Raw genomic sequence first — 14,810 nt, 5'->3', positions numbered from 1 at the left:
CCCACACCCACGGCCTGACCCCGCACGACTTCGCCCAAGCCCCGCGGTTCTCGCGCTTTTTGCGCACGCTGGACAAGCTTCTCGACGGCCGCGTGCTCGTCACCCACGACTCCCCCACCACCTGGGGTTTCCTCGTCTCCGAGGCGCGCCGAGCCATGAACGCCGCGGCCCGGGCGAACCGTTCGCGCCGCGGCCGCGGCAACAGGCGCCGCCAGAGGGTCGGCCACGTCCCTAAGCCAACTGCGATCGTGGACCTTCTGGCGAGTGCGCGCAGGCAGGGCCACATCCCGGTGGACACCCGCATCAACGCTGTAGCCAACCTCGTCGGCGTCGCCTCCACCCCGCCGACCGCCTCCACCGAGCGCATCGGCGAGCCCGAGGCCGACTTCTCGCGCGGGCAAACCCTGAAACTCGTGGCCATGTACCTGCAACTCGCCCCCGGCGGGCTGGTCGAGCTCAACCCCGAAGATTTGGCGCCGGACGCGTTCGGGTTGCAGCGCTCGTCGATACGCGTGGATGCGGAAAAAGCCCCCGCCGTCGGCGCGAACCCCGGCCACCTCGGCAAAGGCGGGCTGCTGCGCGGCATGGAATTCGTCGTCTCCGACGACATCGCCCTCGACCCCGACGAGCTCATCGACGCCGGCGTGCGCGCCGGCCTGACCTACCGCGAAAAAGTCACCCGCGAAACGTCCGTCACCGTCACCGACGCCATTCAACGCGGCGCCGACCTGCGAGGCAAAGCCATGCACGCGCACCGCAAAGACATCCCCATCGTCTCCGGCGACGAATTCGCCCGGCTAGTCGGACAGATGGAATCCGCGGAGTAGCCTTGTCCGCATGCAAGGACCCATCTCCCGCTTCCGCACCGCGGTAGCCGCCACCGCCGCCAACCTGGCCACGGCCGCCTCGCGGGCCACCGGCCGCGGTGCCGGCGGCATGATCGGCGGCCTCGTCGCCGCGGCGATCGACCCGAACATCATGGCCTCCCTCGGCGGCGGCCGCCCCACCGTCCTGGTCACCGGCACCAACGGCAAATCCACCACCACCCGCATGCTCGCCGGAGCCGTCGGCGCCAAGCACAAAGTGGCCACCAACGACGGCGGCGACAACATGGACGCCGGCATCATCTCCGCCCTCCTCGCCGGCAAAGACGCCGACGCGATCGTCTTAGAATGCGACGAGCTGCACGTGCCCAAAGTCGCCGAACGCCTGCAGCCCACCGCGTTCGTGCTGCTCAACCTCACCCGCGACCAGCTCGACCGCGTCGGCGAAATCAACTCCATCGAACGCGCCCTGCGCGCAGCCGTCATGGCGCACCCGGACGCCACCGTCGTCGCCAACTGCGACGACGTGTTGATCACCTCCATCGCCTACGACCACCCCAACGCCGTCTGGGTTTCCGCCGGCGCCGGCTGGACCGGCGACTCCGTGACCAACCCCCGCTCCGGCGGCCACGTCGTGCGTTCCTCCGTCACGCACGAGGGGGAAGCGGACTGGTACGCCGTCGAACCGCTCCCCGACGGCCGCGAATTCCGCCGCCCCACCCCCACGTACAAGGTCGAGGGGGAGACGTTGGTGGGACCGGAGGGCGTCGCAAAGCTTGAGCTCAAACTCCCCGGCCGCGCCAACCGGGGCAACGCCGCCCAAGCCATCGCTGCCGCTGTCGAAGCGTTCGACGTCCCCCTCGACGCCGCCGTGCGCGCCGCCGCCGACGTGGACAACGTCGCCGGCCGCTACACCACCGTCCACCTCGGCGACCACGACGTCCACCTCCTCCTGGCCAAAAACCCCGCCGGCTGGCAAGAGGCGCTGTCCATGGTCGACCGCGATGCCGACGGCGTGGTCATCGCCGTCAACGCCCAACAAGGCGACGGCGAGGACGTCTCCTGGCTGTGGGACGTGAAATTCGAGGACTTCGGCGACACCCACGTCGTCGCCGCCGGCGAGCGCGCCACCGACCTCGCCGTGCGCCTGACCTACGGCGGCATCGGCCACGACACTGTCCACGACCCCATCGCCGCCATCCGCGCCTGCCCGCCCGGGCGCGTCGAGGTGCTGGCCAACTACACCGCGCTACTCAACCTGCGCCGCGCGCTGACCAAGGAGGAGGACTACCGTGCCTAAACTCACCATCGGCCTCGTCCTGCCCGACGTGCTGGGCACCTACGGCGACGACGGCAACGCGCTCGTTCTGCGCGAGCGTGCGCGCCGCCGCGGCATCGACGCGTCCATCGAGCGCATCATGCTTCACGACGACGTCCCGCCCTCCCACGATCTCTACACCCTCGGCGGCGGCGAAGACTCCGCCCAGCTGCTCGCCGCGGCGCGGCTGAGCGCATCCCCCGGGCTGCAGGCCGCGGCCGCCGACGGCCGGCCCATCTTCGCCGTGTGCGCCGGGCTGCAGGTGCTCGGCCATACCTTCCGCGCCCACGGCAACGAGGTCGAGGGCGTCGGGCTTCTCGACGTCACCACCGCCCCGCTGACCCGCCGCGCCACCGGCGAACTCGCCTCCGAGCCCACCCGCGCCGGCATCACCGCCGAGCTTTCCGAGCCGTTGACCGGCTTCGAAAACCACATGGGCGCAACAGTGCTCGGCCCGGACGCGTCGGCGCTGGGGCGCGTGACCCGCGGCGTGGGCAACGGCGCCGACGGCGAAGAAAAGGTCGACGGCGTCGTGCAGGGCAGCGTGATCGCCACCTACATGCACGGCCCGGCACTCGCCCGGAACCCGCAGCTGGCGGACCTGCTCATCGCCCGCGCCCTGGACATCCCGCTGGCGGAGCTGGAGCCGCTTGAGCTCGACGCGGTAACCAAGCTGCGCGAGGAGCGCCTGCGCTAAAAACCGCATGCGTGAGCGCCGTCGTCCGATTGGGCGGCGGCGTTTCGCGTTGTCAGTGCAGGGGTGTACTTCGTGGTCCGAAGAGTTGGTCGAGTGCTCCGCGGTCTGTGTTTCTCAGGTGGTATCCGCGGGGTGAGATCCACCAGGGTGCGCCTCTGATCATGGCGATGCGTCCGCGGGATTTGCGCCAGGGGTCGTCGTCGTTGATGCGGTTGTGGTACTTACACAGCGGCACGAGGTTGTCCATGTTGGTGTAGCCGCCGTGCTTCCACGCATCCACATGGTGGATCTCCGCACCGTACGCCCCGTGGCGGCAGCCGGGGAACGCGCACACGGGTGAGACCATGCAGGCCATGTCGCGCTGCTTCTGGTTGGCGAAGCGCTCGGTGTCGTACAGGTTCACCGCCCCTTCCTCCGGGTGGAAGGCGGCGACCTCCAAGGCTTCGCCGAACTCTTGCTGCATGTACTCCGCCCCGGTCATGATGGTGCCGTCGGTGAGTGTGAGGATGATGTCGTCGCCATTACCCGCCATGATGCGGGCGTGCTCGGAAATCGGCACCATCACGATCGGGCGTGGCGCGGCAGCGACGACCCCGCCGGTTTTGCCTTCGACGATGCGCCAGAGCGCCTCCTCCATCTGGGGTGCTGCTGGCTGTGTGGCGTCGATGTCTTGCCGCAGGCGGTGTTCGAGGTCTGCTGCTTTGCGGTCGGTGGTGTCGATGGTGATGCGTGCTCGGCCGTTCTTCGGCGCGGAGAACGCGACCTGTTTCTTCTTCGGAGCGTTATCCGCGCGGGGTACCAATTCTCGTGCGGCGCGTTCGATCGCGCGGTACCCGCCGGTGACATCCAACAAGGCCAGGCGAAGCCGCCACCGCTCGCCGGCGTCTTTCACGCCGCCGACGCGGCGTTCGATCAACGCGAGCTCGTCCAGGGAGAACCCGCGGGCTTTCTGTACTGCCAACGCTTGCTTTCGGGTGAATTTCGTCGGCCCGTAGTACACCTTCTGCATCCCGTCCCACGCGCGCGCCCGATCCGGCGCCATCCCAGCCGAAAGCGCAACCGACAGGTCGAAGTGCCGCAGCGTCTCCATGGATGCTGCGGCCATCGCCTCGATAAACGCGTCGAACGGGTTCATGCCACGAACACTAAACAGCACACAACCCCGCACAACCCCCGAAACGAAATCTGTGGATAACTCGCCACACCAGCCCCAAAGTTGTCCACAGCCGCCCCCACCCGGGAACCGCGGCGCTACAACCGCAGTCTGCCGGTCAGGGCCCGGGAGAGCGTGAGCTCGTCGACAAATTCCAAGTCCCCACCCAGCGGCATGCCGGACGCCAAACGGGAGATGGTCAAGTCCGGAAAATCCTTCAAAAGCCGCACCAGGTACGACGCGGTCGCCTCGCCCTCGGTGTCGGGGTCGGTGGCCAAGATGACCTCGGACACCGCCGGCGCCCCGGCGCCCTCCAGGTCCGGAAGCACCCCACCGATGCGCTGCAGCAGCGGCGCAATCGCCAGATCCTTCGGCCCGACGTTGGCCAGCGGGTCCAGCGCCCCACCCAGCACGTGGTAGCGACCGGAGTATTCGCCGGTGCGCTCGATGACCTGGATGTCTTTCGCGTCTTCCACCACGCACACGAGCGCCTTATCGCGCCCCGAGTCGGCGCAGATGCGACACACGTCCTCGCGCGAGACGTTGTTGCAGATGCGGCAGAACGTCACCCCGTCGCGCACGGCGGCCAACGCGGCGCGCAGCCTATCGACGTCCTCCGGCTCCTCCTTCAAAAGGTGAAACGCAATCCGTTGCGCGGACTTCGGTCCGACGCCGGGGAGGCGCGATAGCTCGTCGATAAGGTCCTGCAGTGGTCCTTCGAACACGGCGTCCTTTCACAAAAGAAAACGCGCCCGACCGCAAGGGGCCGGACGCGGTTAAGCGGGTGTTAGATGATGCCGCCGAACGGGATCTCGCCCGGGCCTGCCTGCGGTGCGCCACCCTGCGGTGCGCCGCCGCCCATCGCGCCGCCGGTCAGCGGGGCGATCTTCTCCTCGGCGAGCTTGCCGGCCTGGTTGTGGGCGTCGCGGTACGCGGCGAGGATAAGATCCTGCAGCGACTCGATGTCGTCGGCGTCGACAGCCTCCGGCTTGATTTTGATGTCGGTGATCTCGGCGCCGCCGGTCATGGTGATGGTGACGAGTTCGCCGCCGGCGGTGCCGGTGACCTCGGTCTGCAGCAGCTCCATCTGCGCCTGCTGGAGGGCGGCCTGCACCTCGGCGGCCTGGCGGATGAGTTCCTGCATGTCTTGCGGCTGGGTCATGGTTGTCCCCTTTCGTTCGCTAATAGTTCTCGGGCCAGTCTACAACGGCTTCGCGCCGAGCTCGGCGGCAAGCAGGTCCATCGCGACTTCGGTGGCGTCGCGGCGGTCGGCGGTGCCGGCTTCGTCGCGCGCCTGGTCAGCCATGTCGCGTTCTTCGTCCTCGCGGGTGTATTCGGGCACATTGCCTATCGACGCCTCCGGCTCCCCCTCGTCATAGTCATACGGCTCGGGCGGCGGCGGAATTTCGTCGCGTTCGCGCTTGGCTTTCTCGGCGGCCTTCTGGCTGGCGGCAAGTGCTGCGCTGCGCCAGTCGTCCTCGCGCTTGGCGGGCGTTGGTTGGGCTGGCTGCTGCGGTTGCTGCTGTGCCTGTGGTTGCGGCGGGGCGGGTTGCTCCGCGGCGGACTCGCCGATCTGGGCGGGCGAGTCCCAGCCGCTGGCAGGCGCAGGGTCGTCGGATTCGGCGCTGTCGGAACTCGAGCCGTCCTCGCTGCTGGTTTCAGCGCCCGGGTTCCACACCTCGCGCTTGGCGGGGCGGCGCAGGTTCGCGGTAGACGGGTCGGTGCCGATGACGCAGCGGACCTGGATCTTCGCCCCGAGCTTCTCCGAAAGCACAGTGGCGATGTCGGCGTTGTTCTTCTCTGCGTTGATGCGCTCGGCCAGCGCGCCGGTGTGGTGGCCGACCACGAGGACGTCGCCGTCGAAGCCGAGCGGTTTGGCCTCGGTGAGCATGATCTCGGCGACCTTGTTGCGCTCGCCGACGGACTGACGCAGCCGCGTCCAGTCCTTGTCGATGCGCTCGAACAACTCGTCCGTATCCGGCTGGGACTCAGGCTTGGGCTCCGGCTGCTGGGGTTCTGCCTGCTGTTGCGCTGGCTGCGGCTCGGGCTGCGCAGGCGCCTCCTGCTGGCGGTTGCGCGAGCTCGCGGCTGCGGCTGCTGCGGCGGCCGCCGCGGCCGCGCCACCACCCGCGGGAACAGAGCTGGGTTGTTGCGACGTTTGGGGCTGCTGCGGTGACGGCGCAGATGAAGGAGCGGCCTGGGGCTGGACAGCACCAGCAGCGCCGGCACCGGTGGCCGGGGCGGGCAGGGCGGCCCCGCCGCCCGGCTGCAACGTCAGCAGGTGGGCGGCCATGATCTCCAGCAGCAGGCGGGGCGAGGTCGCGCCGCGCAGGCTCGCGATGCGGTCGTTGACCTCGGACGCCAACAAAGCCAGGTGCTGCGGGGAGAACTGGTGGGCTTCTTGGGTGAGGATGTCGGCGCGGTCCGAAGGGGCGTCGACAAGCCCTTGCCCGAAGGCATCCGGGACGGTGCGGATCAGCAGCAGGTCGCGCATGCGGTCGAGCAGGTCGAGGGCGAAGCGGCGGGGCTCGTGGCCGGATTCGATGACCTGGTCGATGGTGCGGTACATCGCGCTAGCGTCGCGGTCGGCAAGGGCGTCGACGGCGGCGTCGAGAAGCGTCAGGTCCGTCACGCCCAGCAGTGGCAGCGCCAGCTCGTAGGTCAGGCCGTCCTCGCCGGCGCCGGAGAGCATCTGGTCCAGAATCGACAGGGTGTCGCGCGGCGAGCCGCCGCCTGCGCGGATGACCAGCGGGTAGACGTTCTCGTCGACGTGGACGCCTTCTTCCTCCACCACGTGCTGCACCAGCTCGCGCATCGCCTGCGGCGCCAGCAGCCGGAACGGGTAGTTGTGGGTGCGCGAGCGGATGGTGCCCAGCATCTTCTCCGGCTCGGTGGTGGCGAAGATGAAAATCAGGTGGGCCGGCGGCTCCTCCACGATCTTCAGCAGGGCGTTGTTGCCCTCCTTGGTGATCATGTGGGCCTCGTCGATGATGAAGACGCGGTAGCGCGACTCCGCCGGCGCGAACAGCGCCCGCTCGCGCAGCTCACGCATGTCCTCCACGCCGCCGTGGGAGGCGGCGTCGAGCTCCATCACGTCCAGGTTGCCGGACCCGCCCGGCGCGAGCGCAACGCAGGATTCGCACACGCCGCACGGGGTGGAAGTCGGCCCCTCGGCGCAGTTCAGGGAGCGCGCCAGGATGCGCGCCGAGGATGTCTTTCCGCAGCCGCGCGGGCCGGAGAAGAGGTAGGCGTGCGAGATCCGCCCGTTGTCCAGGGCGGTCGAAAGTGGGCGGGTCACCTGCTCCTGGCCGATGACCTCGCCGAACGTTGCGGGGCGGTATTTCCTGTACAGAGCCACGCGGGCAAGTCTAGCCCGCCTGTGCCTCCGCAGCTTCCACGCAGGCGAGCAGCACGCAGGTGGCCACACCGTCCATGGCGGTGCGCACTTCGTCGAGAGGCGGCAGCGACGGCGCGAGGCGGATGTTTTGGTCTTTCTCATCCACCCCGTGCGGGAAGGACGCGCCGGCCTTGGTCAGGGTGATGCCGGCGTCCTTGGCCAACTCCCACACGCGGGTGGCGGAGCCGTCCAGCACGTCGAGGGAGATGAAGTAGCCGCCCTCCGGCTCGGTCCACTGCGTCACGCCAAACTCGCCGAGGCGGTCCTGCAAAATCCCGACGACGGCCTCGAACTTCGGCGCAAGCGAGCTCGCGTGCTGTTTCATGAGCGTGTGCAACCCTTGGACGTCGCCAAGCAAACGCGCATGTGCGAGCTGGTTGACCTTGTTGGGGCCGATGCCGCGGATGGAGGCGTGGGAGGCGTACCACTCCAAGTTCGCCTTCGAGGAGGCGAAGAACGCCACGCCGGAGCCCGCGAGGGTGATCTTCGAGGTGGACGACATGTACCAGAAGCGGTTGGGGTTGCCGTGCTTTTCCGCCAGGGCGATCACGTCGGGGTTGTCGGTCTGCGCGCCGGTGAGGGTGTGGATGGCGTAGGCGTTGTCCCAGACGATGCGGAAGTCGGGCGCCGCGGTTTCCATCGCAGCAAGCTTCTCGACGACCTCCGGTGCGAACGTCACCCCCGTCGGGTTACCGAACACCGGCACCGTCCACATGCCCTTGACCTGCGGGTCCTTGACCAGTTCCTCGACGGCGTCCATGTCCGGGCCGGTCGAGGTCATGGGCACCTGGACCATCTCGAAGCCGAAGTGCTCGGTGATGGAGAAGTGGCGGTCGTAGCCCGGCACGGGGCAGATCCACTTGACGGTTTCCTCATCCTTCCACGGGCGCGGCGAGTCGTTGTTGCCCCAGATATACGACCAGGAGATCAGGTCGAACATGATGTTCAGGCTGGAGGAGTCGCCCGCGATGAGGTTGTCCGGGTCGATGCCCAGGGCCTCGGCCCACAGTTCGCGGATGTCGGGGATGCCGGTCAGGCCCCCGTAGTTGCGCACGTCCGCGCCGGTGTTGTCGGTGTAATCGCCCTCCCCCGGCAGGGAGAGCAGAGCGTTGGAGAAGCCGAGCTGTTCGCTCGACGGCTTGCCGCGGGTGAGGTCCAGGTTGAGGTTGCGGGCCTTGAGCTCGTCATACTGCTGACGGGTGCGCTGGGCCAGCTCGGAGAACTGTGCGGGATCGAGATCCGAAAGAGACATGGGTTACATCGTACAGCGCAATAAAAGGGGACCCCACGCACCTGCCAGAGCTCGCTGACCCTTGCTGCGTTCCCGCCCTGGGGGAGTTCACAAGATAACACCGCGTGGGATCCTGCCCGATACTGTAGTCATGTTGCCCCTCCAGAAACAAGCCAAGGACGCATAAGCCGGATGCGCTGCGGTTTTGGCCTTGGGCGCCGGGTGGTCTAATATATCGCAAGACGCTTTCGAGTGTCGCTGGAGGATTCGACTAGCGGCCTATGTCACACGCCTGGAACGCGTGCGGGTTTCACGACCCTCGTGGGTTCAAATCCCACATCCTCCGCAAAATCCGAAACCGGTGCCCTGCGTGGGTGCCGGTTTTCGCATATACGCGTGGGGGAATTGGGGTTAAACGACAGATCTGTCATCAATGCCGTTGCAACACACCCACTCACCGCCATAGGGCTCCTCCTAAAAATTTTTAGGCAAGGCTTACCTAGCTACAAAATTTCGCGTACGATTGCGCACCATGATCGACCAACAGCTCAAAGACGCCATCAACCAGCAAGTCACCGAAGAGTACGCAGCCGCCTACACCTACCGCCACCTGGCCAACGAGATGGACGCACTGTCCTTCCCGGGCCTGTGCCAGTGGTTCGTCGCCCAAGCAAAGGAGGAGTGCGAGCACGCACTGAAGTTCGCCCAGCACCTCATCGACCGCGGTGAGCGCGTCGTGCCGAAGACCATCGAGATCAACGCGCCGGAGATCAACACGCCGCGCCAGGCATTCGAGGCCGCGCTCGCCCACGAACGGAAGGTCTCCGAGCAGATCCGCACCATCACCCGGCTTGCCGACGAAGTCGGTGACCTCGAGTCCCGCGCCCTGCTCAACTGGTTCCTCAACGAGCAGGTCGAGGAGGAGGCCACCGTCGGTGAGATCCTCGACCAGCTCAACCTCGTCGGCGATGACGGCTCGGGCCTTCTGCGTATCGACGCCCGGCTGGGCAACCGCGACATCGCGACCCCATCCGCGTAAAGGGTAAACAGCGCGAAAATTCGAGCTGAAATCCCCGCAAAATCGCGCCACTCGGGTCGCGGGACTGCCATCCACGGCCCAAGATATGGGCGTGAACTCGCCGCACACAGTCTCCCGCCGCAACTTCCTGCGCACCGCCGCTGTGGCGACGTCGGCGGCGGGTGCGGCGGTGGCGGTGCCGAGTGCGCAGTCGCAGAGCACGCTGCCCACGAAGCCGGTGCCCGTGGAGATGGAGCTGCCACCCCTGCCGTTTGTGCACGGCGTGGCCTCCGGCGACCCGCTGCCGGACGCGGTGGTGATCTGGACGCGCATCACCCCCGACGAGCAGGCGATGCCCGGCTCCGGCGGCGGCGCCAACACCCGGGTGCGCTGGCGGGTCGCGCGCGACGCACAGCTCCGCGACGTCATCGCCGAAGGCGAGACCGAAAGCCGCGTGGAGCGCGACCACACCATCCACGTCGACGTGCGCGGCCTGGAGCCGGACACCGTCTACTACTACGCGTTCACCGTGGCAGACGGCCCGCACGAAGGCGCCGCCTCCCCGCTCGGCCGCACCAAAACCGCACCCGTTGGCCACGTGGACCGGCAGCGCTGGGCCGTCGCGTCGTGCGCCAACTGGGAATCCGGCTTCTTCCCCGCCTACAAGGACATGGCGGCGCGCGGCTGGGACGGCGAGCTGGACCTGACCGTGTTCCTCGGCGACTACATCTACGAGTACGCCCAGTACGAATACGCCGGCTACGGGCCCGTGCGCCTGCACCAGCCCGCCCACGAAATTGTCACCCTGGCGGACTACCGCACCCGCTACGGCCGCTACCGCACCGACCCCAACCTGCGCGACGCGCATGCCGCCCTGCCGTGGGTGGTGGTGTGGGACGACCACGAGTTCGCCAACAACAACTGGCGCGACGGCGCCGAAAACCACAACGCGGACGAGGGCGACTTCCACACACGCCGCGACGCCGCCATGCGCGCCTACTACGAGTGGATGCCGGTGCGCCTGACCGCAACCTCCGACGAGGGCCACATCTACCGCTCCCTGCAATTCGGCGACCTGGTTGAGCTGACCATCATGGACCTGCGCACCTACCGCGACAAGGAGTTCTGGCGCGGCGGCGCCCGCCAGACCGGCGACGCGCGCACGATGCTGGGCTCGGAGCAGTACGACTGGCTCATCGACACCCTCGAGCGCTCCACCGCGACGTGGAACGCGCTGGGCAACTCGGTGATGTTCTCCCCGCTGCACATCGGCGCGGCGTTTAACCATGCGGCCACGCGTCCCGTCGCTAAGTCACTCAGCGCGAACATCGTGCCAGCGCAGGCGCCGCTGCCCGAGCTCAACGACATGCCGCTCAACGGCGACCAGTGGGACGGCTACGACTTCGAGCGCCGCCGCCTGATCAACGCCCTGGGCCGCCTGGGCAAGCACCCGATCTTCCTCACCGGCGACATCCATTCCGAGTGGGCGCACACCATCACCCACGGCGGCGAGGAGATCGGCTGCGAGATCGTCTGCTCGTCCATCACCGCGCCGAACGTGGCGGAGTCGACGAAGATCCGCGCCGGCCACCCCGTTTTCAGCGCGGCGTGCGGCTACCTGCGCGCCGCGAACCCCAGCCTGCACCACGTGGCGCTGGACACGCACGGCTACACGATCGTGGCCATCACGCCCGAGCAGGTGGACATGCAGTGGCTTCGCGTCCACAACATCCTGGACCCAGCCTCCCCCGTCTCCCCCGGCGCGGCCTTGACGTGGCGCAAGGGCGAGGGCTTCGGGCAATAGCCTATCGACGAAAAACCAGCCGCCCCCGGTTGATCTCACGGGGGCGGCTGGGCGTTCTAGCGGTGGGAGTTACTTCTCCTCAGCCGGCTTCTCCTCAGCCGGCTTCTCCTCCTTGGAGGAACCCTCAGCGTCCTTCTTCGCGGACGAGCCTTCGACGTTGGCGGAGGAAGCCGCCCACTCCGGCAGCTCGCCGTCCTTGCACAGCGCGGCCAGGATGCCCAGGCCCGCTGCGAGGCCGGCCAGGGACAGGCCGATTGCGGCGGCCTGGGTGACCTGCGGGCCGAACTGCGCCTGGATGCGGTTAGCCTCAGCCTGCAGCTGGGTCACCCACTCCGGCTGCGGGCGGCGGTTGGTGTTGCCGCCGATGCCGAACTGCTCGAGCGGGTTCGGGATGTTCATCTGCGCCGACACGTTCGCGGCAGCCTTGCCCAGCTCCTGGCCGAGCGGGCCGGCCAGCGGAGCGCCGATGGCGATGAGCAGGCCGACCGGGACCAGCCACAGCAGCGGGTTGGATTCGGACGACATGTTGGCGAAGCACTTCTGCAGGTTCTCGGAGGAACCCTGCTCGGTCACGGCCTGCTTGACCTCGACCAGCACCTTGACCTCGCCGTTCTTGCCCGGGAATACGACCTCGTAGACGCCCGGCTTCGTGCCCTCCGGCACCTCAACAGTGAAGGAGTTGTCGCCGCGCTCGACGATGGTCCAGCCCTCAGGCAGCTTCGGGTCGGTGCCCTTGTCCGCGTCCTTCGGCACGAAGATCACCAGCGGGTTCTTCTGGCCCGGGACGTACGGGATGGTGCCCTCGGAGGTCTCGCCGACCTCGACCGGGATCTCCTGGGTCTTCTTTTCGCCGTCCGGGAAGGTGATCTCCACCGGGACCTCGATCTTGGTGCCCGGGGTGGCGTCCTTCGGTGCGGTGATGTTGACGTCGCCGGTCTTCGGGTCGACTGTGATCTTCCAGCCGTCCGGAATCTTCCAGCCGTCCGGGATCTTGTAGGTCGGGTCGCCGTTCTTGTCGCCGATGACCTCCGGATTCAGTTCCTTGGTCTCACCCGGAATGACGATGACCTTCGGGCCCTTGTTGTCCGGGTTCTCCGGGGTGCCCGGGGTCTCGGTGCCCGGGGTGCCCGGCTCGTCGTCCTTGCCCGGGGTCTTCGGGTCCTTCACGGTGATTTCGGCCGGGACCTTGTCGGTCTTGCCGCCCGGGTAGGTGACGGTGACGTCGATGGTCTTCTTGTCGCCGTCCTTGGCGGTCTCGGGCACGGTGACGGTGATCTCGCCGGTCTTCGGGTCGATCTCCGGCTTCCAGTCGCCCAGGTCCTGGTCCGGGGTGATCTCGTAGGTGGACTTCGGCGGCACGCCGTCGGTCTTCGGCGGCAGGGTCACCTTGTCGCCCGGGGTCTTCTCCACTGCCGGGTACTCCGGTGCGCCGTGGACGATGACCTTCGCCGGGACGGTGTCGGTCTTGCCGGACTTCGGGTCCTTGACGTCGACGAGGATTTCCTTCTCGTCGCCAGGCTTCGCGTTCTCCGGGATGGTGACGGTGACCTTGCCGGTCTTCTCGTCCACAACCGGCTTCCAGTCGCCCAGGTCCTGCTTCGGGTTGATGGTGAAGGTGGAGCCGTCGACGACGTCGCCGGTCTGCGGCAGCTCGACCTTCTCGCCCGGCTTGTCGGTGACCTCGCCGTAGCTCGGCTCGTTGAGCACGATGACCTTGGCAGGGACCTTCTTGTCAGTGGAGCCGTCCGGGTACTTCACGTCGACCAGGATGGTCTTTTCGTCGCCCGGGTTCGCGGACTTCGGGATGGTGACGGTGATCTCGCCGGTGTTCGGGTCAACCTGCGGCTTCCAGTCGCCCAGGTCCTGGTCCTCGGTGATGGTGAAGGTGGAGCCCTTCGGCAGCTTCTCGTTCTGGGTCAGGGTGACCTCGGTGCCGCGCTTGCCCTTCTCCTCGCCGTAGCCCGGCGTGGCGCCGGTGGTGTCGAAGTCCTTGACGTTGACAACGGGCTTAAGCGTATCGACGGAACCGTCCGGGTACGCCACCTCAACAGTGAACTCAGCGGTGTCGCCACCCTTCGCGCCCTTCGGTGCGGTGACCTTCAGGGTGCCGTCCTTGGCCGGCTCGGCGGTCCAGCCCTCCGGGGCGTTCTTGACGGTGTAGGTGGCGTCCACGGCCTTGCCGCGCACGTCGCCCGGCTGGGTCTTCAGCGCAACGTTGACGGTCTTGCCCGGCTTCACGGTCGCCGGGGACTTGTACTCCGGCGCGAACTTCTGCACCGGGACCTCGCCGGTGAACTCCGGCGAATCCTGGGTAACGCGGCCGAGGTCGTCCACCACGCGCAGCGCCTGCGGCGAGTTGTAGGCCTCGAACTTGGAGTCCTTGGTCTCCTCGCGAGGCTGGGCGAGCAGCTGCACGTCGACCTTGGCAGGCTTGTCGTTATCGACGCCGCCGGTCGCGTTCTTCGGCAGGGTGACGTAGACCTTGCCGTCGGCGTCCACGCGCACCTTCGCGTCGGCGACAGCCTTACCGCCCACGGTGACGTTGCCGGTCAGACGCTCGAAGTCGTTCTCGGCGTTGGCGACGGTGATGCCGGTGTCGTACTCGTTGCCGTCGGCGATGATCGCCTTGGACTTGGTGGACGACGCCGTAATCGGCAGGCAGTTGTCCGTCTCAATCGGCCACGGCGCAACGTCGACGGTCGCCCAGGTGTTCACACGGGTGACCGACTGACCAGAGGAGGTGGGCTGGTTGATCTTCCACGCCCACGTCTGCTTATCCAGGGAATTGTTCAGACCGAGCTTCGCGGACACTTTCTGCTCATCGCCGGGCTTCACCGAGAAGCTGTCGTTATTCACCGGGACAATGTCGGTAACGTCGAGGTTGACTTTCTTGTCCTTGAGTTCCGCATCGAACGCGAGCGCGCCCGACTGCTGCTCTTTCACCGTGAACGACTGCGTGACGTCTTTGGTCGCTTTGTTCGCGATCTCGGCGTTCGCCACGGCACGCTTGAAGATGCGCTCACCCTTGCTGTCCAGCGTGACCCACGCCAGGTACTCGGTGTTGGCCTCGTTGAGCGCGACACCAGCGGCAACGCCGTTCTGGTCCGCTTCCCTGGCTTCGCCCGGCTGGGAGGTGGAAACGTTGTCCTCCATGGTGATCTGGCAGTCATCCTGCTCCGGGTTGCCGAGCACACCCGGCGGGCTGACAAACTCTTCCGGCAGCGCAGTCGCCTGCGGCGCGACGATGGCGGAGGTGCCGAGAGCCAGCGCGACGGCGCTCGCGGCGATCTTCTTCGCGTTCATTGAAATCTCCTCAAAAGGCTAACTAAAGGGTTTCGCCCAATATGAAGAAACTTCAGGCATTCTGC

11 protein-coding genes, 1 tRNA gene and 1 other RNA gene are annotated in these 14,810 nt (G+C 67.3%); 6 read left to right on the top strand and 7 right to left on the bottom strand.

The features are described 5' to 3' along the window. From H0193_RS09280 to H0193_RS09270, 3 genes are all read left to right on the top strand, one after another. Positions 1–827, top strand: an 827-nt coding sequence (locus H0193_RS09280; RefSeq protein ID WP_181889536.1) for a DNA polymerase III subunit epsilon, incomplete at its 5' end; no start/stop codon positions are given. 10 nt (positions 828–837) lie between these two features. After that, positions 838–2,124, top strand: a complete 1,287-nt coding sequence (locus H0193_RS09275) for a Mur ligase family protein (RefSeq protein ID WP_181889535.1) — start codon at positions 838–840, stop codon at positions 2,122–2,124. Continuing rightward, positions 2,117–2,839, top strand: a complete 723-nt coding sequence (locus H0193_RS09270; protein ID WP_181889534.1) for a glutamine amidotransferase — start codon at positions 2,117–2,119, stop codon at positions 2,837–2,839. The genes H0193_RS09275 and H0193_RS09270 overlap by 8 nt, the downstream gene beginning before the upstream one ends. A gap of 52 nt (positions 2,840–2,891) precedes the next feature. Here the strand turns inward: H0193_RS09270 and H0193_RS09265 are convergent, their stop codons facing one another. The 6 genes from H0193_RS09265 to ffs all read right to left on the bottom strand — a co-directional run bounded on the left by H0193_RS09265 (position 2,892) and on the right by ffs (position 8,758). Further along, on the bottom strand, positions 2,892–3,974 hold the full coding sequence (locus H0193_RS09265; RefSeq protein ID WP_181889533.1) for an HNH endonuclease signature motif containing protein: 1,083 nt from the start codon (positions 3,972–3,974) through the stop codon (positions 2,892–2,894). Between the two features lie 116 nt (positions 3,975–4,090). Then, positions 4,091–4,717: a recombination mediator RecR gene (gene recR, locus H0193_RS09260; RefSeq protein ID WP_181889532.1), complete on the bottom strand. Its 627-nt coding sequence runs from the start codon at positions 4,715–4,717 to the stop codon at positions 4,091–4,093. A 62-nt stretch (positions 4,718–4,779) separates the two neighbouring features. Continuing rightward, positions 4,780–5,154 carry a YbaB/EbfC family nucleoid-associated protein gene (locus tag H0193_RS09255; protein WP_181889531.1) on the bottom strand — a complete coding sequence of 125 codons (375 nt, stop codon included), beginning with the start codon at positions 5,152–5,154 and terminating at the stop codon, positions 4,780–4,782. Positions 5,155–5,193: 39 nt separating this feature from the next. Next, positions 5,194–7,350 (bottom strand): DNA polymerase III subunit gamma and tau, encoded by a 2,157-nt coding sequence (locus tag H0193_RS09250; protein ID WP_181889530.1) that lies wholly within the window; start codon positions 7,348–7,350, stop codon positions 5,194–5,196. A 10-nt stretch (positions 7,351–7,360) separates the two neighbouring features. Continuing rightward, positions 7,361–8,641: an aspartate aminotransferase type Ic gene (locus H0193_RS09245; RefSeq protein WP_181889529.1), complete on the bottom strand. Its 1,281-nt coding sequence runs from the start codon at positions 8,639–8,641 to the stop codon at positions 7,361–7,363. Positions 8,642–8,660: 19 nt separating this feature from the next. Continuing rightward, positions 8,661–8,758: signal recognition particle sRNA small type (gene ffs, locus H0193_RS09240), an RNA gene on the bottom strand. Positions 8,759–8,880: 122 nt separating this feature from the next. On the opposite strand from ffs, the gene H0193_RS09235 reads away from it, so the two are divergent. The 3 genes from H0193_RS09235 to H0193_RS09225 all read left to right on the top strand — a co-directional run bounded on the left by H0193_RS09235 (position 8,881) and on the right by H0193_RS09225 (position 11,442). Next, a tRNA-Ser gene (locus H0193_RS09235) sits at positions 8,881–8,966 on the top strand. 189 nt (positions 8,967–9,155) lie between these two features. Beyond that, positions 9,156–9,659 carry a ferritin gene (locus H0193_RS09230; protein ID WP_181889678.1) on the top strand — a complete coding sequence of 168 codons (504 nt, stop codon included), beginning with the start codon at positions 9,156–9,158 and terminating at the stop codon, positions 9,657–9,659. Positions 9,660–9,750: 91 nt separating this feature from the next. Next, positions 9,751–11,442 (top strand): alkaline phosphatase D family protein, encoded by a 1,692-nt coding sequence (locus H0193_RS09225; protein WP_420838848.1) that lies wholly within the window; start codon positions 9,751–9,753, stop codon positions 11,440–11,442. Positions 11,443–11,511: 69 nt separating this feature from the next. Here the strand turns inward: H0193_RS09225 and H0193_RS09220 are convergent, their stop codons facing one another. After that, positions 11,512–14,745: a YPDG domain-containing protein gene (locus H0193_RS09220; RefSeq protein ID WP_181889527.1), complete on the bottom strand. Its 3,234-nt coding sequence runs from the start codon at positions 14,743–14,745 to the stop codon at positions 11,512–11,514. Between the last annotated feature and the right edge of the window lie 65 nt (positions 14,746–14,810).

The organism is Corynebacterium haematomassiliense (genome assembly GCF_013978595.1).
Lineage (GTDB): Bacteria > Actinomycetota > Actinomycetes > Mycobacteriales > Mycobacteriaceae > Corynebacterium > Corynebacterium lehmanniae.
Note: the sequence above shows the minus strand (reverse complement) of the source record. Positions and strands in the feature narration are given on the sequence as shown.

Coding starts and splice junctions, on each gene's coding strand:
- H0193_RS09275 (WP_181889535.1), top strand. CDS start 838: ATGCAAGGACCCATCTCCCGCTTCCGCACCGCGGTAGCCGCCACCGCC.
- H0193_RS09265 (WP_181889533.1), bottom strand. CDS start 3,974: ATGAACCCGTTCGACGCGTTTATCGAGGCGATGGCCGCAGCATCCATG.
- H0193_RS09255 (WP_181889531.1), bottom strand. CDS start 5,154: ATGACCCAGCCGCAAGACATGCAGGAACTCATCCGCCAGGCCGCCGAG.
- H0193_RS09245 (WP_181889529.1), bottom strand. CDS start 8,641: ATGTCTCTTTCGGATCTCGATCCCGCACAGTTCTCCGAGCTGGCCCAG.
- H0193_RS09220 (WP_181889527.1), bottom strand. CDS start 14,745: ATGAACGCGAAGAAGATCGCCGCGAGCGCCGTCGCGCTGGCTCTCGGC.